The following is a 20992-nucleotide window of genomic DNA, read 5'->3' as shown; positions in this document are numbered from 1 at the left end:
ACCATCTCCTCGTTGTTGTCCACCGGCCTTGCCGAATGACGCTCATTTTTGGCGATAGGCCATCGCATGGGCTTCGCTCAGGGCTTCGTCGAGACGCCGCCCGGACCGGTAGGGGCCCAACTCTAGCGGGCGTCGAACCCCCGCCTGCAAGCGGGGGCAAGGCTCCGGCGTGCCCAGCACGGTGTGCACCGGGATGCGCTCGGCATAGATCGGCAGCGCGTGGTCGGCCTCCTCGTCGGCCAGGCCCTTGTCGCGCACCTTGGCCGAGGCCTGCTCGATCTCCATCGTCACCACCGCCGTGGCCTTCAGTTCCAGCGCGGTGCTGGGGCGCAGGCCGGCGCTGCGATGCGGGAACAGGCGGTCGACCATCATCACCAGCGCCTGCTGCTTCTCGTCGGCATCGTCGACCCGCCGCGCGCGGCCGAAGGCCATCACCGAGCGGTAGTCCACCGAGTGATTGAAGCCGCAGCGCGCCAGCACGAAGCTGTCCAGGTGGGTGACGGTCAGGCACACCGGCACGCCTTCGGCCTGCTGGCGCAGCATGCGGCTGGCGCTGGAGCCATGCCAGTACAGGCGCGTGCCTTCGCGCCAGAACAGGGTGGGCGTGCAGTAGGGCTGGCCATCGACGACATAGGCCACATGGGCCAGCGCCGCAGCGTCGAGGATGGCGTGCACGGTGGCATGGTCGTAGGCGGCGCGCTGGTGCAGGCGCTTGACGCGGTTGACCGGGCCGATCGGGTAGCTGGCATCGGCATGGGCGTGGGCATCGGAAACGGGCTCGGTCATCTTCGGCTCCGGGAGGGACGCGCTACTCTCGCAGCCTGCAGTGGTTCATTCCAGGTCCAATTCGATGGCAGTTTCCGGAACCAATTCGCGGCGCCCGCCCGCCTTGCTCGATGTGCCGCTGCTGGACCGCCCGCCCGGCACGGCGGCGCCGGGCAACCAGGCCGCGCGCGTGCATGCGGCGCTGCGCGAAGCCATCCTCGGCGGGCGCCTGATGGCCGGCGCCAGGCTGCCGGCCAGTCGTACCCTGTCGCAGCAGCTGGGCGTGTCGCGCAATGCGGTCGTCGCCGCGTTCGAGGCGCTGCAGGGCGATGGCCTGGTGCAGGCGCGCGTGGGCGCCGGCACCTACGTGGCCACGCGGCTGCCGGCGCGGGCCGTCGCGGTGCCCGCCTTGCGCAAGGCAGCGAGCAAGGCACCGGCTGCGCCGCCGCGTCCACCGCAGCAGCCCTTCGCGCTGGGCGTGCCGGCGGTCGACAAGCTGCTGCTGCAGCGCCTGGCCGGCGCGTTGCGGCGCCAGGTGACGCGGGCTGAGGTCGACGCGCTGGGCTATGGCGATCCGCGCGGCAGCGAGGCCTTGCGCCAGCAGCTGGCCGCGCACCTGGCCGCCAGCCGCGGCATCGTCTGCGAGGCCGACAGCCTGCTGATCACCAGCGGTGTGCAGCAGGCCTTGCGCCTGTGTGCGCAGGCGCTGCTGCAGCCCGGCGACGGCGTGTGGGTCGAGGATCCCGGCTACCCGGTGGCCCGCCGCACGCTGGCCGCCGCCGGCCTGAAGCTGCGGCCGGTGCCGGTGGATGCCGAGGGCATCGATGTCGCGGCCGGGCTGCGCCGCCACCGTGCGGCCAGGGCGGCCTACGTCACCCCCTCGCACCAGTTCCCGATGGGCGTGACGATGTCGATGGCGCGCCGGCTCGCGCTGCTCGAGTGGGCGCGCGAGCACCAGGCCTGGGTGCTGGAAGACGATTACGACAGCGAGTTCCGCTATGCCGGGCCGCCGTTGACGGCGCTGGCCGGCATCGATGGCCCCGAGCGCGTGATCTACATCGGCACGTTCTCGAAGACGCTGTTCCCGAGCCTGCGCCTGGCCTACCTGGTGCTGCCGGCGGCGGCGCGCGAGCGCGTGATCGCCGCGCGCGCGAACTTCGACCGCTTCGGCCCGCGGCTGCTGGAAGACGCGGTGGCCACGCTGCTGGCCGACGGCAACTTTGCGGCCCACCTGCGCCGCGCGCGCAAGCAATGCCTGGCGGCCCGCGACCGGCTGGCGGCCACCCTGCAGCACGCCGCGGGCAACGCGCTGCGGGTCGAACGCCCGACGCAGGGCCTGCACCTGCTGGCCACGCTGCCCGCGGGCCTGCCCGCCGACGCGGGTGCGCGCATCCGCGAGGCCGCGGGCGTCCACGCGGTGCTGCTGTCCGAGACGCGGCTGGTGCCGCGCAGCGGCGAGGCCTTCGTGCTCGGCTTCTCGGGCCATGCGCTGCCGGCCGTCGAGGCGGCGGCGCAGGCGCTGGGTCGGGCGGCGCGGCAGTACCTGGCGCAACAGCCGCGCCGCAGCGGCAGGCGCGCTATGCCGGTTCGATGATGCGGCGCGGGCCTGCGCCCTGCGCGGCCAGTGCGTCGCCCGGGTTGCGCAGCCGGCAGCGCTGCAGCGACAGGCAGCCGCAGCCGATGCAGTCGGTGAGCTGGTCGCGCAGCGCCTGCAGCTGGCTGATGCGCGCGTCGAGCTCGGCGCGCCAGGCGGTCGACAGGCGGCGCCAGTCGGCCGCCGTGGGCGTGCGCTCGTCCGGCAGCGCGGCCAGCGCATCGCGGATCTGTTCGAGCGGCATGCCCACGCGCTGCGCGATGCGGATCACCGCCAGCCGGCGCAGGGCCTCGCGCTTGTAGCGGCGCTGGTTGCCCGCGCTGCGATGGCTGCGCAGCAGGCCCCTGGCCTCGTAGAAATGCAGCGTCGACACCGCGACGCCGCCGCGCTCGGCCAGCTCGCCGACACTCAGGGTTTCGGCGCTCGGCATGCCGGCCTCCTTCGTTGTGTGCACATCACACTTGACCTCAAGTTAACTTGAGCTTGCAAGCTTGCGACCCATCACCGCTTCCGGTCAAGCCCCGCCCCCATGAGCAGCCTCGATTCGACCTTGGGTTCCAACGCCTCGCCCCAGCGCCCGCCCGACCAGGCACCCGTCGCCGACCGCGCCCCCGGCGTGCTGGACGCGCCCCATGCCGCCAGCACCATCGGCATGCTGGCGCTGATTTCCCTGCTGGCCTTCGAGCAGCTCGCCGTGGCCACCGTGATGCCGGTGGTGGCCGGCGCACTCGACGGTACGGCGCTGTATGCCGCGGCCTTCGGGGCAGCGGTGGCCGCCGGCATGCTGGGCATGGTGCTGGCCGGCCGCTGGTGCGACCGCAGCGGGCCGCTGCCGCCGCTGCTGGCCGGCATCGCCGCCTTCGTGCTGGGCCTGGTGATCGCCGGCGCGGCACCGGACATGGCCACGCTGGTGGGTGGCCGGCTGCTGCAGGGCGGCGGTGGCGGGATGATGTCGGTGGCGCTGTACGTCGTCGTCGGCCGCCACTACCCGCCGGCGCTGCACGCGCGCATCTTCGCGGCCTTTGCCGCGGCCTGGGTCCTGCCGGCCATCGTCGGGCCGGCGCTGGCCGGGCTGATCGCGCGGCACCTCGGCTGGCGCTGGGTGTTCCTGGCCGCCGCGCTGCTGGCGGTGCCGGCCGCGCTGCTGCTGCAACGCGGCCTGGCACGCCTGCGCCCGGCGGCTGACCAGCCGGCACCCGCTGGCGGCCGCCAGCGCGCCAGCCTGGGCCTGGCCGCCGGTGCCGCGGCCAGCGCGGCGCTGCTGTATGCCGGCGGCGAGCCGATGACGGCGCGCCCGCTGTGGCTGGCCATCGCCCTGGTCGGCCTGGCGGTCTGCGCACCGCGCCTGCTGCCGGCCGGCACCTTGCGCGGCCGCACCGGCCTGCCGGCGGTGATCGCGCTGCGCGGGCTGGTGGCGGCCACCTTCTTCTCGGCCGAGGTCTTCATCCCGCTGCTGCTGACCAGCGAGCGGGGCCTGAGCCCGGTGCAGGCCGGCCTGGTGCTGACCGGCGGCGCCCTGGGCTGGAGCGCCGGCTCGTGGCTGCAGGGCCGCGACCGCGAGGCGCCCAGCGCCGCGGCCAGCATTCGCCGGCTGCGCCTGGGCTTCATGATGCTGGCCGGTGGCACGCTGTCGGTCGCGCTGGCGCTGTGGCCGGCGGTGCCGATCGCCGCTGCCGCGCTGGGCTGGGCCATCGGCGGCATGGGCATCGGCATGGTGTTCCCGACCCTGTCGGTGCTGACCCTGCGCTTCGCGCCGGCCCACGAACAGGGCGCGGCTTCGTCGGCGCTGCAGCTGGCCGACTCGCTGTTCTCCGCGGTCGGCCTGGCCCTGGCCAGCGGCCTGCTCGCGGCGCTGCGGCCCGCGTCGGCGCTGCTGGCCTATGGCGCAGGCTTCGGCTTCGCGGCGGGCCTGTCGGTGCTCGGTGCGCTGCTGGCCGGGCGCGCGCGGGCATGAAAAAAGCCCCGCGGCGGCGGGGCTTGGTGGGGCAGTGAAGACGACGCGCGGCGGGTCAGGCGTCACCCGCCCTTGTGGCCGCGCTGGCCGATCACCACCACCTGCTGCGCGGGCATGGCGGCAGCCATCTCGTCGGCCGGGTGCGCGGCCTGGGTCTGGGCCAGGGTGCCGATGCCGGACATCACCATCAAGGTCATCACCAGCGACAGGCCGAATGCGGCGAAGCGGGTGCGGGTCTGGGGCATGGTGTAGCGGGGGGTCATGTCGGCTCCTGGTCGGTGGCTGCGCGTCTTGCGATGAGATGAACTCTAGGCACCGACGAGGCCGGCCGCCATCGGCTTGCGACCAGCTGCGGAAGCGGCCGACGAGCTGCCGGCTTCGCGGACGAGTGCCCGCGTGGGCTGCGGCGTTCGATCGTGCCCGGCTGGTGCACGCTGCGGCAAGATGACATTGGCCGCTCATTTTCACGGATAGCGAGCGTGACATCCGCGTGACAATCGCGTCGCTGGCGCGATCCGGAAGACAAAAAAAAGCCCCGCAGTGCGGGGCTTGGAATCTCGGGCCTGGGTGGGCCCGCAGAGGAGTGAGTCGTTCAACCGCGGGCGCGCTTGCCGACCACCACCACCTGCTGCACGGTGGTGCTGGCGGCCATGGTGGCGGTGGCGCCCTCGTCGGCGCGGGCCTGCGCGGCAGCTTCCTGGTAGCCCGCGGCCAGGCTGCCCAGGCTGGCCATCACCGCCAGCGTCATCACGGCGGCCACGCCGAGCGAAGCGGCTTGTTGGCGAACGTTGATCAGGCTGAAGCGGGTGGTGTTCATCATGGACTCCTGGGCGTGGAGCGTTGTGCGATGGTTGGACTGTAGGCACGGCCCTGTCCAGCGGCCACGCGTTTGCGATGAACTGCCGCCCGCCGCAGACGAACTGCAGCCGGCACGGCCCCAACGGTTTTCAGAAGCTGTGCCGCAGCCCCACGCTCAGGCCGTTCTGGTCCACGCCCGCGGCGGGCGCGCTGCCCGGCGCGCCGCCGCTGACGGACACCGCGGACAGCCTGTTGTTCGCCATGCGGCCGACCTGTGCATACATCACGCTGCGCTTGGACAGGTTGTAGTTCACGCGCGCGGCCAGCAGCGTGGCATTGCGCTGCGCGTCGGCGCTGTAGCGCAGCGTCATCAGGCTGGCATCGAGCGTGACCAGGTCGGCCAGCGGCGTCGACACCCCCACATACCAGAGCCGGCTCTTGCGCGCGGCCGGGTTGCCGTCGTTGTCCCGCTGCAGCAACCCGCCGCCCAGGCGCGTGGCCGCCCCGAGCTGCACGTAGCCGTTCAGCGACAGTCGGCTGTCGCTGCGGCTGCTGCTGGTGAGGCCGCCGAACACCGGGTCGCTGGCCGAGGCGGGCGTCCGGCCCTGCTGGCGGTCGTAGGCGAAGGCAGCGCCCCAACCCTGGGTGTCGTACTTGGCCAGCACCGACCAGGCCCGGCAGGCGCTGCCGTCGGTGGCGCTCTCGCCGGGGCAGTTGGTGCCGGCCGGGCTCGGGCCGCCGTTCACCACGTCGCGGCCGAAGCTGTAGGCCGCGCCGGCGCTGAAGCCGCCGAACTTGCCGCGCCAGGCCAGCGTGTTGTCGCTGCGTGCATTTGGAATGTAGGCATCGAAGGAGCCCATGCCGAAGACGTTGGCGCCCATCACGTCGGCATCCAGCAACGACCAGAACAGCATCGTGTACTGGCGGCCCAGCGTCACGCTGCCCCAGGGGCCGGCGAGGCCGACGAAGGACTGGCGGCCGAAGGCCCGGCCGCCCTGGCCGAAGGTGCCGCTGTCGGTGAACAGGCCCATCTCGAGCGTGAAGATCGCCGACAGGCCGTCGCCCAGCGCCTCCTGGCCGCGGAAGCCCAGGCGCGAGGGAATCGCGCTGGTGTTGCTGGGCATGCGCCACAGCGTGCCGCCGGTGGGCCCGACCTTGTCGATGTACTCGACGCCGGCGTCGATCAGGCCGTAGAGGGTCACCTGGGAGGGCGCTGTGCCCGACTGGGCCTGGGCAGTGCCGAGGCCGGCCGCGGCGAGCGCGCAGCCGGCGAGGAGCGTCGTGAAGGTCTTCATGGGAGGTCCGGGGTGCAAAAGGGGCGTTGGGGGGCCGTTGAGGGACGTGCACGCGCCTGCACCACGGGGCGGGCCGCCGGGGTAGCGCATGCGGGCAAAGGGGGCGGCGCGGCAGCTGGCCGGGCCGGCGCGGGCGCGAGATGCGCACCCGGATCGACAGGAGGCCGCGGCCCACCGGAATGGGCCAGCCGCGGCGCGAGGGGGTGGCGGCGCGCCGGGCGCGCCGCCAGCATCAATGCATCACGAAGCCGCCGTTGACGGCCAGCAGCTGGCCGGTGACGAAGCGCGCCAGCGGGCTGAGCGCGAACACGACCGAGCCGGTCACGTCCTCGGGCAGCTGGTCGCGCTGCAGCGCGCGCTGGCCGACGTAGAGCCGGTGCCGGTCTTCCGGCACGTACTGCGTGGCCTCGACCAGCGTGAGACCGGGCGCGATGGCGTTGACGGTGATGCCGTCGGGGCCCAGTTCGCGCGCCAGCGAACGCGTCATCGAGATCACGGCGCCCTTGCTGGCGACGTAGGCCAGCAGCCGCGGCGCGCCCCACAGCGGGGTGTCCGAGGCCAGGTTCACCACGGCGCCGCGGCCGCTCACTTTGAGCGCTGGGGCGCAGGCCCGCGTCATCAGCCAGGTGCCACGCACGTTCACGCGCATCACCCGGTCCCACAGCTCGGGCTCGAGCTCGAAGGCACTGCGGCCGCCGGAGTTGGTGATCGCGCCGTTGTTGACCAGGCCGTCGAGCCCGCCCAGGCGCTGCACCGCCGCGGCGGCGCAGGCCTCGATGCTGTCCGGCGCTTCGAGGTCCAGGCGCAGCGCCTGCACGTCCAGGCCCTGGTCGCGCAGCGTGGCCGCGGCCTCTTCGGCCAGCGTGTCCAGGATGTCGGCGATCACCACCCGGGCGCCATGGCCGGCGATGCCGCGCGCGAAGTCCAGGCCGAGGCCGCGGGCGCCGCCGGTCACCAGCACGCGGTGGCCCTGCAGCAGCGGTGCAGGAGCGGAAGGAGGGGTTGTCATGCAGGTCTTTCGCGTCGTTTGTGTTGTTCCACTAATGAGACGTTGATCTATTAACGCAACACGATGGCGAGAATAGAGCTTGTCTTTCCGTTCGGGTTAAGGATAAACCCTGATATCTGCCCAGACAACATTCGGCTTGACAACGTCCTGGCAGGGTCTAAACTTCGTTCCATTGGCGGATCGTCAGTTCATCTATAAAACGCAAGGATGACCATGAGCATGAACCAACCCGACGGCATGAACTTCCAGCAATGGATGGCCTCGCGCTGCGCGCTGCACCAGACGCGGCGCTACGACTGGAACGCACTGAAGTTCCAGGCCGACTTCGACCCCAAGTACCGCCGCGCGCAGATGCGCTACCTGGGCACCGGCGGCACCGGCGTGGCCGCCGACACCAACTCGGTGCCGGCCGAGCACTTCACCTTCTCGACGATGATCATCCCGGCCGGCAACGAGGGCCCGATGCACCTGCACACCGACGTCGAGGAGGTGTTCTTCGTGCTTCGCGGCAAGGTCAAGGTGATGTGCGAGAAGGAAGGCCAGCACTGGGAGGCCATCCTCGGCGAGCGCGACCTGATCTCGATCCCGCCCGGTGTGTACCGCGGCGAGATCAACATCGGCGAGGAAGACGCGCTGATGTGCGTGATGCTCGGTGCGCCGCGGCCGGTCACGCCCACCTACCCGGCGGACCACCCGCTGGCCCAGATCAAGCGCTGACGGCGCGCGGCACCGCTACCGGCCCCACGGCAATGATCCCCGCACTGCGCTCCCTGTCGACGCCCGGCGGCGTGCTGACCTGGCGCGAGGCCGGCAGCGGCCCGGCGCTGGTGCTGCTGCATGGCATCGGCTCGGGCGCGGCGTCGTTCGAAGGGCAGTTCGACGGCCTGGCCGACAGCCACCGCGTGATCGCCTGGGACGCGCCGGGCTATGGCGAATCGGCACCGCTGGCCATCGACCGCCCGCTGGCCGCCGACTACGCCGCTGCGCTGGACACGCTGCTGCGCCACCTGCAAGTGCGCGAGCTGGTGCTGCTGGGCCATTCGCTGGGCGCGCTGGTCGCGGCGGCCTGGGCCGCACGCCCGGCCGCGGCCGGCGCCACGCCGGCGCCGACGCTGCGCGCGCTGCTGCTGGCCCATCCGGCGCGCGGCTACGGCAGCGAGCCGGCGGCGGTTCAGGCAGCCCGCTGGCAGGAGCGCGTCGAACTGATGGAGAACCTGGGTGCCGAAGGCCTGGCCGCGGCGCGCAGCGCGAATCTCTGCGCGCCCGGGGCGGCCCCGGCGGCGCTGGAGGCGGTGCGCCGCAACATGGCGCGCGTCACGCCGCGCGGCTATGGGCAGGCGGCTCACCTGCTGGCGCACGACGCGCTGCTGCCGTACCTGCGCCAGGCGCAGGTGCCGACCGCGGTGTGCAGCGGTGAGCACGACCGCATCACCCCGCCCGCGGCCTGCCGCGCGCTGGCCGATGCGGTGAACGCGCCCTTCACGCTGCTGCACGGCGTGGGGCATGCGAGTTACGTGGAAGATGCGCGGCAGTTCAACGCCCTGCTGCGCGCCTGCCTGGCCCGCCTGCAGGTCACCACCGACAGGGAAACCTCATGAGCAGCATCGACACCCTTCCCGGCAGCGCCGAACCCGGCGGCGAGCGCGGCGGCGACGACCGCTACACCGTGCCCGGCCTCGAGCGCGGCCTGCGCATCCTGTGCGAGTTCAGCCGCCGCGAGCCCACGCTGACGGCGCCGGAGCTGGCGCGCCGCCTCGGCGTGCCGCGCTCCACCGTGTTCCGCCTGCTGGTCACGCTGGAGCAGATGGGCTTCGTCGAGCGCACCGCCGACGGCCGCGCGCACCGGCTCGGCCTGGCGGTGCTGCGGCTGGGCTTCGAGTACATGGCCTCGCTGGACATCGTCGCGCTGGGCCGGCCGCTGCTGGAGCGCCTGCGCGACGACAGCGGCTTCGCCGCCAGCCTGGTGGTGCGCGATGGCCGCGACATCGTCTACCTGCAGCGCGCCGCGCCGCAATCGCCGTTCGCCACCACCGTGACGGTGGGCACGCGGCTGCCCGCCCACGCCACCGTGCTGGGCCATGTGCTGCTGGGCGACCTGTCGCTGTCCGAGCTGCGCGCGCTGTACCCCGAGCCGCGGCTGGACGGCGCCAGCGCCAACACGCCGGCCAATGCTGACGCGCTGTTCGAAGTGGTGCAGCAGACGCGCCAGCGCGGCTACGTGATGGCCGAGGCCTTCTTCGAGCCGCACATCTCCACCGTGGCCGCGCCGGTGTTCGGCGACAACGGCCATGTGGTGGCGGCGCTGGGGCTCACGATTCCCGGCGGCCAGATCCCGGCCGAGCGCCAGGCCCCGCTGGTGGGCCAGGTGCGCGCCGCCGCCACGCACCTGTCCACGCTGCTGAACTTCCAGCCCGAGCCGGCCGACGAGGCCGCGCCCGCCGCCGCCCCCCAGCGCAAGCGCTGATCCCCCCCACCACCGCCACACGCTCGCCGCCATGCTCAGCATCGACCTTGCCACCACCACCGCCGTCGTCACCGGCGGCAGCTCGGGCATCGGCCTGGCAACGGCCGAGCTGTTCCTGCGCGCCGGCGCCAAGGTCGCCATCTGCGGCCGCGACGAGGCCCGGCTGCGCGAGGCCGAAGGCCTGCTGCGCGAGCTGCACCGCAGCGCCCGCCTGCTGGCCCAGCCCTGCGACGTGCTGGACCCGGCGCAGGTGAAGGCCTTCGCGCAGGCCGTGCAGGCCGCCTTCGGCAATGCCGACGTGCTGGTCAACAACGCCGGCCAGGGCCGCGTCTCGACCTTCGCCGACACCAGCGACGAGGCCTGGGCGCAGGAACTGCACCTGAAGTTCTTCTCGCTGCTGCACCCGACGCGCGCCTTCCTGCCGCAGCTCGAGCGCAGCCCGCGCGCGGCCATCGTCTGCGTCAACTCGCTGCTGGCGCTGCAGCCCGAGCCGCACATGGTGGCCACCTCGGCGGCGCGCGCCGGCGCGCAGAACCTGATCCGTTCGCTGGCCACCGAGCTCGCGCCCAAGGGCATCCGCGTCAATTCCATCCTGATCGGGCTGGTCGAGTCGGGCCAGTGGCGCCGCCGCTTCGACAGCCGCGACGACAAGTCGCAGACCTGGGACGCCTGGACCGCGGCGCTCGCCGCGAAGAAGGGCATCGCGCTCGGCCGCCTCGGCAGGCCCGAGGAAGCGGCCCAGGCCATCTTCCACCTCGGCACGCCGGCGTCCTCGTACACCACCGGCAGCCACATCGACGTGTCGGGCGGCCTCGCCCGCCACATTTGACCGTTAGGAATCCCATGCAAGTCACCGTCGGACACGCGATCGCCGCGTTCCTCGAGCGCTGCGGCGTCAAGGCCGCCTTCGGCGTCATCTCGATCCACAACATGCCGATCCTCGATGCGATCGCGCAGCGCGGCGCGATCCGCTTCGTCTCGGCGCGCGGCGAGGCCGGCGCGGCCAGCATGGCCGATGCCTGCGCCCGCAGCACCGGCACGCTGGGCGTGTGCATCACCAGCACCGGCACCGCGGCCGGCAATGCCTGCGGCGGCATGGTCGAGGCGCTGACCGCCGGCACCCCGCTGCTGCACATCACCGGCCAGATCGAGACGCCCTACCTCGACCGCGACCTGGCCTACATCCACGAGGCGCCGGACCAGCTGACGATGCTGGAAGCGGTATCGAAGAACGCCTGGCGCGTGCGCAGCGCCGACACCGCGATTGCCACCTTCAAGCAGGCGGTGCACCACGCGCTCAGCGCGCCCGGCGGTCCGGTGAGCGTGGAGGTGCCGATCGACATCCAGGCCGCGCTGATCGAGCTGCCCGAGGACCTGGAACCGCTGCGCGTGCAGCCGGTGCAGCCCGACGAACGCGCGCTACAGGCACTGGCCGACGCGCTGGCGCAGGCCAGGCGCCCGCTGCTGTGGCTGGGCGGCGGCGCGCGCGGCGCGCAGGCCGCGGTGCAGCGCCTGGTGGCGATGGGCTTCGGCGTCGTCACCACCGTGCAGGGCCGCGGCATCGTGCCCGAGACGCACCCGATGTCGCTCGGCGCGTACAACCTGCATGCGCCGGTCGAGGCCTTCTACCAGAGCTGCGACGCGATGCTGGTGGTCGGCTCGCGGCTGCGCAGCAACGAGACGCTGAAGTACCAGCTGAAGCTGCCGCAGCCGCTGTACCGCATCGACGCCGATGCCACCGCGAACGGCCGCTGCTACACCAGCCGGCATTTCGTCTGCGGCGATGCCGCGCTGAGCCTGGACGCGCTGGCCGATGCGCTCGAAGGCCGCATGCGCATCGACCCCGCCTTCGCGGCCGACCTGCGCCGCGCGCACGACGCGGCAGTGGCCACGCTGCGCGACGGGCTCGGCCCCTACGCCGCGCTGGTGGACGCGATCCAGGCCGAGGCCGGCACGCAGTTCAACTGGGTGCGCGACGTCACCGTCTCGAACAGCACCTGGGGCAACCGCGAGCTGCGCCTGCACGACCCGCGTGCCGGCGTGCATGCGCTGGGCGGCGGCATCGGCCTGGGGCTGGCGATGGCCATCGGCGCGGCCATCGGCGCGCAGGCCTACGGCACCGGCCGCAAGACCTACTGCCTGGCCGGCGACGGCGGCTTCGTGCTGAACCTCGGCGAGTTGGCCTGCGCGGTGCAGGAAGGCGCCGACTTCAAGCTGGTGCTGATGAACGACCGCGCCTACGGCGTGATCAAGAACATCCAGGACGCGCAGTACGGCGGCCGCAAGGTCTACGCCGACCTGCACACGCCGGACTTCGCGCTGCTGGCGCAGTCGCTGAAGTTCGAGCACCGCGTGGTGAAGAACATCGCCGACGCGCGCGGCCAGCTGGCCGAGCTCGGCGGCCGTCCCGGCCCCGCGCTGCTGGAGATCGACATGACCGCGATCGGCGGCTTCAAGACCGCCTTCGCCGGCCCGCCGGTGAAGGTCGCGGCCTGAGCGCCCTGCGCCCCTAAGGACCCAGGCCCCATGAAGAACCTTGCCCTGATCGGCTGCGGCGCCATCGCCCAGGCGGCGATGGCACTGCTGCGCGGCGACCCGGCCCTGCGCGTTGCGCAGGTGGTGGTGCCGGCGGACGCGCTGGCCGCCGCCCGCGCCGCTTGCGCCGCGCTGGCGCCCGAGGCCCGCGTGAGCACCCGCCTCGACGATCCGCAACCCGACCTGCTGGCCGAATGCGCCGGCCACGGCGCGATCGCCGAGCATGTGCTGCCGGCGCTGCACCTGGGCATCCCGGCGGTCGTCGCCTCGGTCGGCGCGCTGCACGAAGGCGATGCGCTGACGCAGCTGGCCGCCGCGGCCGAGGCTGGCGGCACGCGGGTGACGCTCATTTCAGGCGCTATCGGCGGCATCGACGCGCTGGCTGCGGCGCGCCTGGGCGGCCTCGACGAGGTGCGCTACACCGGCCGCAAGCCGGCCGCCGCCTGGCGCGGCACGCCGGCCGAGGCGCAGTGGGACCTGGCCGCGCTGCGCGCGCCGCAGGTGTTGTTCGAAGGCAGCGCGCGCGAGGCCGCGCGCCTGTACCCGAAGAACGCCAACGTGGCCGCCACCGTCTCGCTGGCCGGCCTGGGGCTGGACGCGACGCACACCGTGCTGATCGCCGATCCCGGCATCACGCGCAACCAGCACCGCATCGAAGCCCGCGGCGCCTTCGGCCGGCTCGACCTGACGCTCGAGAACGAAGCCCTGGCCGCGAACCCCAAGACCTCCGCGCTCACCGTGTACAGCCTGGTGCGCGCGCTGCACAACGCCACTGGCGCCCTCTCGCTATGAGCACCGCACCGCTTGCCTCCGATCCCCTGGCTTCCGAACTGCCGCTGCGCGACCTGCCGATCTGCGTCGCCGGCGAATGGCGCCGCGGCCGCGGCCACGCCTACGACAGCCTGTACCCGGCCGACCAGAGCGTGAACGCCACGCTGCATGCGGCCAGTGCCGACGATGCCGACGAGGCCATCGAACGCGCCGACGAAGCCCTTCGCCGCAGCGGCTGGGCCCAGGCCCGGCCGCACGAGCGCGCCGCAGTGCTGCACCGTGTGGCCGCCGGCCTGCGCGAACGGCGCGAGGCGCTGGCCCAGCTGCAGCGGCGCGACAACGGCAAGCCGATCACCGAGACCCGCGCGCTGGTGGACAGCGCGGCCGGCACCTTCCAGTTCTTCGCCGCCGCCTGCGAGACGATGGACGAGGAGCTGACGCCGCAGCGCGGCGCCGCGCTGACGATGAGCGTGCACGAGCCGATGGGCGTGATCGCCGCGATCACGCCGTGGAACTCGCCGATCGCCAGCGAAGCGCAGAAGCTCGCGCCGGCGCTGGCCGCCGGCAATGCGGTGGTGCTGAAGCCGGCCGAGATCACGCCGCTGCTGGCACTGGAGCTGGCCCGCGTGTGCGAACAGGCCGGTGTGCCGCGCGGCCTGGTCAGCGTGCTGCCGGGCAAGGGCTCGGTGGTCGGCGACCGCCTGGTGCGCCACCCGCTGGTGCAGAAGGTGTCGTTCACCGGCGGCACCAACGCCGGCCGGCAGATCGCGCACCACGCGGCCGACAAGATGATGCCGGTCTCGCTGGAGCTGGGCGGCAAGTCGCCGACGATGGTGCTCGACGATGCCGACCTCGACCATGCGGTGGCCGGCGTGCTGTACGGCATCTTCTCGAGCTCGGGCGAATCCTGCATCGCCGGCTCGCGCCTGTTCGTGCAGCGCCGGCGCTATGCCGAGTTCATGGACCGGCTGGTGGCCGGCGCGCAGGCACTGCGCATCGGCGACCCGGCCTCCGAGCGCACGCAGATGGGCCCGCTGGTCTCGGCCGCGCACCGCGAGACGGTGGAAGGCTTCGTCGCGCGCGGCCTGGCCGACGGCGGCCGCCTGCTGTGCGGCGGCCACCGGCCCGAGGGCGACGGCCGCGAGCGCGGCTTCTACTACACGCCGACCATCATCGAAGGCCTGCGCAACGAGCAGGCGCTGTGCCGCGAGGAAGTGTTCGGCCCGGTGCTGGTGGCGCTGCCCTTCGACGACGAGGACGACCTGGTCGCGCAGGCCAACGACAGCCTCTATGCGCTGGCCGCCGGCATCTGGACCCGCGACTACCGCCGCGCCTGGGCGCTGGGCCGCGCGGTGCAGGCCGGCACCGTGTGGATCAACACCTACAAGCAGTTCTCGATCGCCACGCCCTTCGGCGGCTGGCGCGACAGCGGCCTCGGCCGCGAGAAAGGCCGCCTCGGGCTGCGCCAGTACATGCACCAGAAGAGCCTGTACTGGGGACTGAACGACCACCCCCTGCCCTGGGCCGCCTGACGACAGGCGCCCCCGGAACCCACTCGACCGCCCGCCACAGCCGCCGCACGCAGTTCGTCGCCGACCGCCACCGGGCACCGCACCGCACCTCCAAGGACCCGCACCGATGAACATCACCCGTCGCCCGCTGCTGATCGCCGCCGCGGCCGCCACCCTGCTGGCCGCCAGCGGCAGCGCCCTGGCGCAAGCCTGGCCGACCAAGCCGATCATGATCGTCAACGGCTACCCGCCCGGCGGGGATTCGGATGCGATGGCGCGCATCTACGCCGAGAAGCTGACCGCCCGGCTCGGCCAGCAGGTGCTGGTGGACAACCGGGCCGGCGCCAGCGGCACCATCGCCGCGTCGGCGGTGGCCAAGGCCGCGCCGGACGGCTACACGCTGCTGTTCGTGCCCAGCACCTTCGCGATCGCGCAGCACACGCTCAAGCCCAACGGCCACACCGCGCACGACGTCAGCCGCGACTTCACGCCGATCATCAAGACCGGCAACGTGCCGCTGCTGGCGGTGGCCGCGCCCGGCACCGCGAAAGACCTGAAGACGCTGCTGGCCGAAGCCAAGGCCGGCAAGGGCATGACCTACGGCACGCCGGGCTCGGGCTCGCCGATGCACATCGTCGGCGAGATGCTGAACAAGGCCGCCGGCACGCAGATCGTGCACGTGCCCTACCGCGGCGTGGCGCCGGTGATCAACGACGCGCTGGGCGGCCACATCAACATCGGCTGGGTCACCCCGGCCGCGGCCAGCGCGCACATCCAGGCCGGCAAGCTGGTGCCGCTGGCGGTGGCCGAGCGGCAGCGCTCGAAGCTGATGAAGGACGTGCCCACGCTGATCGAGCTGGGCTACAAGGACGTGGAGGTCAGCGCCTGGATGGGCCTGCTCGGCCCCAAGGGCCTGCCGCCGGAGCTCACCGCGAAGCTGAACGCGCTGATGAACGAGATCCTGAAGATGCCTGACGTGGTGGCCAAGATGAACGCGCTGGGCATCGAGCCGGTCGGCGGCGAGCCGGCGGTGCTGGCACGCCAGATCGCCGCCGACGATGCGCGCTTCGGCAAGCTGGTGAAGGACTTCGGCATCCAGGCCGACTGACCCGATAGCGTTCAAGGTACACGGAGCCTCCGATCATGATCCTGGGCATCGACGAAATCAGCTACGGCGCCGAGGACCTGGCCGCGTGCGGCCGCTTCTTCGACGACTGGGGCCTGCGGCGCATCGAGAGCGGCGACGAGCGCCTGGTGTTCGAATGCCAGAACGGCTGCCGCGTGATCGTCGCCGACCCGCGGCGCGTGGCGCTGCCGGCGGCCTTCGAAGACGGGCCCACGCTGCGCGAAGTGGTCTGGGGCGTGGCCGATGCCGGCACGCTGGCCACGCTGCGCCAGCGCATCGCCACGCTGCCCGGCTTCGTCGACGACGGCACCCGCATCGGCTGCACCGACCCCAACGGCCTGGCGGTGCGCTTCCAGGTCAGCGTGAAGCGGCCGGTCGAGGTGCAGGGCACGCGCAGCAACACCTGGGACCGGCGCGAGCGCGTCGACCAGCCCGGCACGGTGTACGAACGCGCGCAGCCGATCGAGGTCGGCCACGTGGTGTTCTTCGTCGCCGACCTGGCCGCGGTCGAAGGCTTCTACGCCGCGCTCGGCTTCGTCACCAGCGACCGCTACCCGCAGCGCGGCGCCTTCATGCGCTGCGCGCCGCGCGGCGGCCACCACGACCTGTTCCTGCTGCGCACGCCCGATGCCAAGCGCGGCCTGAACCACGTGGCCTTCACGGTGCGCGACATCCACGAGGTGTTCGGCGGCGGCCTGCAGGTCAGCCGCTGCGGCTGGGAAACCCAGCTCGGCCCCGGCCGGCACCCGATCTCCTCGGCCTACTTCTGGTACTTCCGCAACCCGGCCGGCGGCCTGATCGAGTACTACGCCGACGAGGACGAGCTGACCGAGGCCTGGCAGCCGCGCGACTTCGAGCCCGGCCCGACGGTGTTCGCCGAATGGGCGATCGAGGGCGGGCTGGACGGCCGCACGCGGCGCCAGAAGGGCCGCGGCAACGACGGCGCCTTCCTCACCGACCGCAAGGCCTGAAGGCCGCCCGCCTGGCACGTTAGGAGCATCCGATGGACGACACCCGAAGCTTCGTGATCGTCGGCGCCGGCCAGGCCGGCCGCTGGCTGGCGCTGACCTTGCGCGCCGAAGGCTTTGCCGGCCGCATCGTCTGGTTCGGCGAGGAAGCGCACGCGCCCTACGACCGGCCGCCGCTGTCGAAGGCGGTGCTCAAGGGCGAGGTGCCGGCGGCCCAGCTGGCGCTGATCGCGCCCGAGGCCTTCGCCGCGCTGCAGGTCGACTGGCGCCCCGGCCAGCGCGTGACCGCGATCGACCGCACGGCGCGCGAGGTGATCAGCGCCACCGGCGAGCGCGTGCGCTACGACACGCTGTTCCTGGCCAACGGCGGCCACGCCCGCATGCTGCCCGGGCTGCCGCCGCACCCGCGGGTGCTGAGCCTGCGCACCTACGAGGATGCGCAGGCGATCAAGCAGCAGATCGGCGCGGCCCAGCAGGTGCTGGTGCTGGGCGGCGGCTGGATCGGGCTGGAGGTCGCTGCCTCGGCGCGCCAGCAGGGCAAGGCGGTAACGGTGCTCGAAGCCGCGCCGCGGCTGTGCATCCGCACCGTGCCGGCCTGCATCTCCGAGCACCTGCAGGCGCTGCATGCCGCGCAGGGCGTGACGCTGCGCCTGGGCTGTGCGGTCGAGGCCGTCGATGCGTCCGACCGCGGCGTCACCGTGCTGCTGGCCGGTGGCGAGCGGCTGAGCGGCGATTGCCTGGTGGTCGGCATCGGCCTGGTGGCCAACGATGCGCTGGCGCGCGAGGCGGGCCTGGCCACCGCCAACGGCGTGCTCACCGATGCCAGCGGCCGCACCGAGGATCCGGCGATCTACGCGGTCGGCGATGTGGCCAACGCGCTGCGGCCCGATGGCCAGCGCCTGCGCATCGAATCGTGGGAGAACGCGCAGCGCCAGGCGGTGGCCGCGGCCAAGGCCGCGCTGGGCCTGGCGCACGATCCGGCAGCCGACGGCCCGCCGTGGTTCTGGTCCGACCAGTACGAGCACAACCTGCAGCTGCTGGGCCAGCCACTGCCCACGCACGGGGTGATCGAGCGCCAGGTGCCGGCGCGCGGCCAGCGCGTGTTCTTCTTCTGCGACGGCCCGCGCGTCGCCGCGGTGGCCGCGGTGAACGCCGGCCGCGAGCTGAAGATCGCACGCAAGTGGATGCAGCAGGACCGCTTCCCCGATCTCGAAGCGCTGGCCGATGCCGGCACCGACCTGAACAAGCTGCCGCTGATGCCGGCCGCCGCTTGACCTCCAACCCCGACTCCCATTCTGGAGACGACCGATGAGCACCTCCCCCGATTCCGACAGCACCGCGTGGACCGCGGTCGGCACCCGCGACCAGGTCGAGCCCGACAGCCCGCTGGCCGCCAGCGTGGACGGCACCGCACTGGGCGTATACGACGTGGACGGCGAACTGCACGCCATCGAAGACATCTGCCCGCATGCGATGGCCCACCTGACGCAGGGCTTCACCGACGGCTGCGAGGTGGAATGCCCGCTGCACAACGCGGTGTTCGACGTGACCACCGGCAGGCACCTGCGCGGCGAGCCCTGCCGCGACGTGAAGACCTTCCCGGTGCGGCTGGTGGGCACGCGCATCGAAGTCTGCGTCAACGCCGCCTAACTTTTCAAAGGAGCGACCATGGATTTCAACCCCTACCTGCTGGCCAAGGTGCAGTTCCTCAGCAGCAGCGAGAACGCGCTGGCGCTGGACCACAACCCCGGCCTGCAGCCCTGGAAGGCCCCGGCGCCGAACAACGTGGCCGGCAAGGGCCAGATCGAGGAGCCCGGCCAGGCCAAGAACATCGTCTGGCAGACCCGCGCCGCCGCGCCCACCGCCTACGAGAACGCGCTCGGCGACGCGCTGGAAGCCGTGTTCGGCGCCGGCGCGCTGACGCTCGACGAGGTGGTGGCCGGCCTCAACGCCAACGGCTTCCGCCGGCCCGACGGCAGCCCCTGGACCGCCCCCGCCTTCGAGGCCGAGATGGCCCGCCTGGGCGCCTGACCCGCGACACGAGGAGACCCCCCATGGGAACGAACGACGCCGATGCCCTGGCCCGCGCCGAGGCCGAACGCATCCTGAACACCGGCCTGCGCAACCTCTGGTACCCGGTGGCCCCGGGCTGGCAGGTCGGCAGCGCGCCGGTGGGCATCACCCGCCTGGGCGAGAAGATCGTGCTGTGGCGCGACGGCCAGGGCCAGGTGCATGCGCTGGAAGACCGCTGCCCGCACCGCGGCGCGCGGCTGTCGCTGGGCTGGAACCTGGGCGACCGCGTGGCCTGCTGGTACCACGGCATCGAGGTGGCCGGCAGCGGCACCGTGGCCCGCGTGCCGGCCTCGGCCAACTGCCCGCTGGAAGGCCGCAGCTGCGTGAAGAGCTACCCGGTGCAGGAACGCGCCGGCGCGATCTTCCTGTGGTTCGCCAACCAGCCCGGCACGCCGCCGGCCGAGCTGGCGCTGCCCGAGGAGCTGTGCTCGGACGAGCATTCGCACTTCCTGTGCATGTCGAACTGGAAGACCAACTACCGCTACGCGATCGACAACGTGATGGACCCGATGCACGGGGCCTACCTGCACGCCAGCTCGCACTCGATGGCCGAGGGCGACAAGAGCGCCGAGATGCGGGTGCGCAAGACACCCACCGGCCTGATCTTCGAGAAGACCGGCCAGCAGGGCGTGAACTTCGACTGGGTCGAGCTCGGCGACACCGGCTGCCTGTGGCTGCGGCTGTCGATCCCGTACCAGAAGCGCTACGGACCCGGCGGCTCGTTCGGCATCGTCGGCTTCGCGACGCCGGTGGACGAACACCACACGCAGGTCTACTTCTGGCGCACGCGCAAGGTGCAGGGCTGGCAGCGCAACGTCTGGCGCTTCCTGTACCGCAACCGGCTCGAAGGCCTGCACTGGGCGGTGCTGGAGCAGGACCAGTTCGTGCTGGAGTCGCTGCCCGAGGATGCCCGCAACCGCGAGTTCCTGTACGAGCACGACGTCGGCCTGGCCCGCGTGCGCCGCATGCTGGAAAAGCGCGCGGCCGAGCAGGCGCAGGCGCGCATCGCCGCGGCGGCCGCCACGGCCGGCTGAGGCCGGCTGAGGCCGCCCGACGCGCCCGACGCGCCGGGCGCGCCGGCCCGGCTAGCATCACCGCCATGAGCAGCAGCATCGAGGTGGTGGACAGCGTGGTCGTCGGCGCCGGCGTGATCGGCCTGGCGGTGGCCCGCGCGCTGGCGTTGGCCGGGCGCGAGGTGCTGGTGCTGGAGGCCGAGAACGCCTTCGGCACCGTGACCAGCGCGCGCAACAGCGAAGTCATCCACGCCGGGCTGTACTACCCGCCGGGATCGTTGCGCGCGCAACTGTGCGTGCGCGGCAAGGCGCTGCTGTACGACTTCTGCGCCAGCCACGGCGTGGCGCACCGGCGCTGCGGCAAGCTGATCGTCGCGACCGCGCCGGACGAGCTGCCGCTGCTGGACAGGCTGCAGGCCCAGGCCGCCGCCAACGGCGTGCACGACCTGCAGCGCCTGGGCGCGGCCGAGGCCCGGGCGCTGGAGCCGGCGCTGCGCTGCGTCGGCGCGCTGCTGTCGCCTTCCACCGGCATCATCGACAGCCACGGCCTGATGCTCGCGCTGCTGGGCGATGCCGAGCGCCATGGCGCGATGCTGGCGCTGTGCTCGCCGCTGCTGCAGGGCCGCTGCACGGCGCAGGGCGTCGAGCTCGACGTGGGTGGTGACACGGCCATGACGCTGCGCGCGCGCCAGGTGGTCAATGCCGCCGGGCTGCAGGCGCCGGCGCTGGCGCGCCGGCTGGCCGGGCTGGACCCGCAGCATGTGCCACGCGCGCACCTGGCCAAGGGCAGCTACTTCACGCTGGCCGGCAAGGCGCCATTCTCGCGGCTCATCTACCCGGCGCCGGGCCAGTCCAGCCACCTGGGCGTGCACCTGACGCTGGACCTGGGCGGCCAGGCCCGCTTCGGCCCCAACTTCCAGTGGGTGGACACGGTCGACTACCGCGTCGACCCGCGCGATGCCGACAGCTTCTACGGCGAGGTGCGCCGCTACTGGCCCGCGCTGCCCGACGGCGCGCTGCAACCCGGCTACGCCGGCCTGCGGCCGAAGATCAGCGGCCCGGGCGAGCCGGCGGCGGACTTCCGCATCGACGGCCCGGCGCGCCACGGCGTGCCCG

The 20992-nt window shown here is 72.8% G+C and carries 22 protein-coding genes; 16 read left to right on the top strand and 6 right to left on the bottom strand.

Annotated elements, in window-relative coordinates; genetic code table 11:
• Positions 1-42 precede the first annotated feature (42 nt).
• Positions 43-786, bottom strand: a complete 744-nt coding sequence (locus ACILR4_RS24320; protein WP_395703477.1) for a pyridoxamine 5'-phosphate oxidase family protein — start codon at positions 784-786, stop codon at positions 43-45.
• A 64-nt stretch (positions 787-850) separates the two neighbouring features.
• Between ACILR4_RS24320 and ACILR4_RS24315 the strand changes: the two genes are divergently transcribed.
• On the top strand, positions 851-2359 hold the full coding sequence (locus ACILR4_RS24315; RefSeq protein ID WP_395703476.1) for a PLP-dependent aminotransferase family protein: 1509 nt from the start codon (positions 851-853) through the stop codon (positions 2357-2359).
• On the opposite strand, the gene soxR is transcribed toward ACILR4_RS24315, so the two are convergent.
• A complete protein-coding gene (gene soxR / locus ACILR4_RS24310; RefSeq protein ID WP_395703475.1) occupies positions 2343-2789 on the bottom strand; it encodes a redox-sensitive transcriptional activator SoxR in 447 nt (148 codons plus the stop codon). The two genes, ACILR4_RS24315 and soxR, sit on opposite strands and share 17 nt — an antisense overlap.
• Positions 2790-2888: 99 nt before the next feature.
• Here soxR and ACILR4_RS24305 point away from each other — a divergent pair, with 99 nt between their 5' ends.
• Entirely contained in the window at positions 2889-4313 is a 1425-nt protein-coding gene (locus ACILR4_RS24305) for an MFS transporter (RefSeq protein ID WP_395703474.1), read from the top strand.
• 62 nt (positions 4314-4375) lie between these two features.
• On the opposite strand, the gene ACILR4_RS24300 is transcribed toward ACILR4_RS24305, so the two are convergent.
• The 4 genes from ACILR4_RS24300 to ACILR4_RS24285 all read right to left on the bottom strand — a co-directional run bounded on the left by ACILR4_RS24300 (position 4376) and on the right by ACILR4_RS24285 (position 7415).
• Positions 4376-4576 carry a hypothetical protein gene (locus ACILR4_RS24300; protein ID WP_395703473.1) on the bottom strand — a complete coding sequence of 67 codons (201 nt, stop codon included), beginning with the start codon at positions 4574-4576 and terminating at the stop codon, positions 4376-4378.
• Between the two features lie 329 nt (positions 4577-4905).
• Complete coding sequence (locus ACILR4_RS24295) at positions 4906-5130, bottom strand: hypothetical protein (protein WP_395703472.1); 225 nt, start codon at positions 5128-5130, stop codon at positions 4906-4908.
• Between the two features lie 130 nt (positions 5131-5260).
• Positions 5261-6406, bottom strand: a complete 1146-nt coding sequence (locus ACILR4_RS24290; RefSeq protein ID WP_395703471.1) for a porin — start codon at positions 6404-6406, stop codon at positions 5261-5263.
• A gap of 232 nt (positions 6407-6638) precedes the next feature.
• A complete protein-coding gene (locus ACILR4_RS24285; protein ID WP_395703470.1) occupies positions 6639-7415 on the bottom strand; it encodes an SDR family oxidoreductase in 777 nt (258 codons plus the stop codon).
• Between the two features lie 213 nt (positions 7416-7628).
• Here ACILR4_RS24285 and ACILR4_RS24280 point away from each other — a divergent pair, with 213 nt between their 5' ends.
• The 14 genes from ACILR4_RS24280 to ACILR4_RS24215 all read left to right on the top strand — a co-directional run.
• Positions 7629-8132: a cupin domain-containing protein gene (locus ACILR4_RS24280; protein ID WP_395703469.1), complete on the top strand. Its 504-nt coding sequence runs from the start codon at positions 7629-7631 to the stop codon at positions 8130-8132.
• Positions 8133-8164: 32 nt separating this feature from the next.
• Positions 8165-9013 carry an alpha/beta fold hydrolase gene (locus tag ACILR4_RS24275; protein WP_395703468.1) on the top strand — a complete coding sequence of 283 codons (849 nt, stop codon included), beginning with the start codon at positions 8165-8167 and terminating at the stop codon, positions 9011-9013.
• Entirely contained in the window at positions 9010-9879 is an 870-nt protein-coding gene (locus ACILR4_RS24270; protein WP_395703467.1) for an IclR family transcriptional regulator, read from the top strand. The genes ACILR4_RS24275 and ACILR4_RS24270 overlap by 4 nt, the downstream gene beginning before the upstream one ends.
• A 31-nt stretch (positions 9880-9910) precedes the next feature.
• On the top strand, positions 9911-10708 hold the full coding sequence (locus ACILR4_RS24265; protein WP_395703466.1) for an SDR family oxidoreductase: 798 nt from the start codon (positions 9911-9913) through the stop codon (positions 10706-10708).
• 14 nt (positions 10709-10722) lie between these two features.
• Positions 10723-12375: a thiamine pyrophosphate-binding protein gene (locus ACILR4_RS24260; protein ID WP_395703465.1), complete on the top strand. Its 1653-nt coding sequence runs from the start codon at positions 10723-10725 to the stop codon at positions 12373-12375.
• Positions 12376-12405: 30 nt separating this feature from the next.
• Positions 12406-13206, top strand: coding sequence for an aspartate dehydrogenase (locus ACILR4_RS24255; RefSeq protein ID WP_395703464.1), 801 nt, complete (start codon positions 12406-12408; stop codon positions 13204-13206).
• A complete protein-coding gene (locus ACILR4_RS24250; RefSeq protein ID WP_395703463.1) occupies positions 13203-14717 on the top strand; it encodes an aldehyde dehydrogenase in 1515 nt (504 codons plus the stop codon). Before ACILR4_RS24255 ends, ACILR4_RS24250 begins: the two co-directional genes overlap by 4 nt.
• Before the next feature lie 106 nt (positions 14718-14823).
• Entirely contained in the window at positions 14824-15804 is a 981-nt protein-coding gene (locus tag ACILR4_RS24245) for a Bug family tripartite tricarboxylate transporter substrate binding protein (protein ID WP_395703462.1), read from the top strand.
• Positions 15805-15836: 32 nt separating this feature from the next.
• Positions 15837-16793 (top strand): VOC family protein, encoded by a 957-nt coding sequence (locus ACILR4_RS24240; protein WP_395703488.1) that lies wholly within the window; start codon positions 15837-15839, stop codon positions 16791-16793.
• A 32-nt stretch (positions 16794-16825) separates the two neighbouring features.
• Entirely contained in the window at positions 16826-18064 is a 1239-nt protein-coding gene (locus ACILR4_RS24235) for an NAD(P)/FAD-dependent oxidoreductase (protein WP_395703461.1), read from the top strand.
• A gap of 34 nt (positions 18065-18098) precedes the next feature.
• Positions 18099-18440, top strand: a complete 342-nt coding sequence (locus ACILR4_RS24230) for a non-heme iron oxygenase ferredoxin subunit (protein WP_395703460.1) — start codon at positions 18099-18101, stop codon at positions 18438-18440.
• Positions 18441-18458: 18 nt separating this feature from the next.
• Positions 18459-18821 carry a recombinase-like helix-turn-helix domain-containing protein gene (locus ACILR4_RS24225; protein WP_395703459.1) on the top strand — a complete coding sequence of 121 codons (363 nt, stop codon included), beginning with the start codon at positions 18459-18461 and terminating at the stop codon, positions 18819-18821.
• 23 nt (positions 18822-18844) lie between these two features.
• Complete coding sequence (locus tag ACILR4_RS24220; protein WP_395703458.1) at positions 18845-19897, top strand: Rieske 2Fe-2S domain-containing protein; 1053 nt, start codon at positions 18845-18847, stop codon at positions 19895-19897.
• A gap of 77 nt (positions 19898-19974) precedes the next feature.
• Positions 19975-20992 (top strand): NAD(P)/FAD-dependent oxidoreductase (locus ACILR4_RS24215; RefSeq protein ID WP_395703487.1); only part of this gene is annotated, 1018 nt, incomplete at its 3' end.

This window comes from Aquabacterium sp., assembly GCF_044226965.1.
Classification (GTDB): domain Bacteria; phylum Pseudomonadota; class Gammaproteobacteria; order Burkholderiales; family Burkholderiaceae_C; genus Pseudaquabacterium.
Note: the sequence above shows the minus strand (reverse complement) of the source record. Positions and strands in the feature narration are given on the sequence as shown.

What these genes read in the sequence shown, in the direction of transcription:
- ACILR4_RS24320 (WP_395703477.1), bottom strand. Translation starts at nt 786, where the DNA reads ATGACCGAGCCCGTTTCCGATGCCCACGCCCATGCCGATGCCAGCTAC.
- ACILR4_RS24315 (WP_395703476.1), top strand. Translation starts at nt 851, where the DNA reads ATGGCAGTTTCCGGAACCAATTCGCGGCGCCCGCCCGCCTTGCTCGAT.
- soxR (WP_395703475.1), bottom strand. Translation starts at nt 2,789, where the DNA reads ATGCCGAGCGCCGAAACCCTGAGTGTCGGCGAGCTGGCCGAGCGCGGC.
- ACILR4_RS24305 (WP_395703474.1), top strand. Translation starts at nt 2,889, where the DNA reads ATGAGCAGCCTCGATTCGACCTTGGGTTCCAACGCCTCGCCCCAGCGC.
- ACILR4_RS24300 (WP_395703473.1), bottom strand. Translation starts at nt 4,576, where the DNA reads ATGACCCCCCGCTACACCATGCCCCAGACCCGCACCCGCTTCGCCGCA.
- ACILR4_RS24295 (WP_395703472.1), bottom strand. Translation starts at nt 5,130, where the DNA reads ATGAACACCACCCGCTTCAGCCTGATCAACGTTCGCCAACAAGCCGCT.
- ACILR4_RS24290 (WP_395703471.1), bottom strand. Translation starts at nt 6,406, where the DNA reads ATGAAGACCTTCACGACGCTCCTCGCCGGCTGCGCGCTCGCCGCGGCC.
- ACILR4_RS24285 (WP_395703470.1), bottom strand. Translation starts at nt 7,415, where the DNA reads ATGACAACCCCTCCTTCCGCTCCTGCACCGCTGCTGCAGGGCCACCGC.
- ACILR4_RS24280 (WP_395703469.1), top strand. Translation starts at nt 7,629, where the DNA reads ATGAGCATGAACCAACCCGACGGCATGAACTTCCAGCAATGGATGGCC.
- ACILR4_RS24275 (WP_395703468.1), top strand. Translation starts at nt 8,165, where the DNA reads ATGATCCCCGCACTGCGCTCCCTGTCGACGCCCGGCGGCGTGCTGACC.
- ACILR4_RS24270 (WP_395703467.1), top strand. Translation starts at nt 9,010, where the DNA reads ATGAGCAGCATCGACACCCTTCCCGGCAGCGCCGAACCCGGCGGCGAG.
- ACILR4_RS24265 (WP_395703466.1), top strand. Translation starts at nt 9,911, where the DNA reads ATGCTCAGCATCGACCTTGCCACCACCACCGCCGTCGTCACCGGCGGC.
- ACILR4_RS24260 (WP_395703465.1), top strand. Translation starts at nt 10,723, where the DNA reads ATGCAAGTCACCGTCGGACACGCGATCGCCGCGTTCCTCGAGCGCTGC.
- ACILR4_RS24255 (WP_395703464.1), top strand. Translation starts at nt 12,406, where the DNA reads ATGAAGAACCTTGCCCTGATCGGCTGCGGCGCCATCGCCCAGGCGGCG.
- ACILR4_RS24250 (WP_395703463.1), top strand. Translation starts at nt 13,203, where the DNA reads ATGAGCACCGCACCGCTTGCCTCCGATCCCCTGGCTTCCGAACTGCCG.
- ACILR4_RS24245 (WP_395703462.1), top strand. Translation starts at nt 14,824, where the DNA reads ATGAACATCACCCGTCGCCCGCTGCTGATCGCCGCCGCGGCCGCCACC.
- ACILR4_RS24235 (WP_395703461.1), top strand. Translation starts at nt 16,826, where the DNA reads ATGGACGACACCCGAAGCTTCGTGATCGTCGGCGCCGGCCAGGCCGGC.
- ACILR4_RS24230 (WP_395703460.1), top strand. Translation starts at nt 18,099, where the DNA reads ATGAGCACCTCCCCCGATTCCGACAGCACCGCGTGGACCGCGGTCGGC.
- ACILR4_RS24225 (WP_395703459.1), top strand. Translation starts at nt 18,459, where the DNA reads ATGGATTTCAACCCCTACCTGCTGGCCAAGGTGCAGTTCCTCAGCAGC.
- ACILR4_RS24220 (WP_395703458.1), top strand. Translation starts at nt 18,845, where the DNA reads ATGGGAACGAACGACGCCGATGCCCTGGCCCGCGCCGAGGCCGAACGC.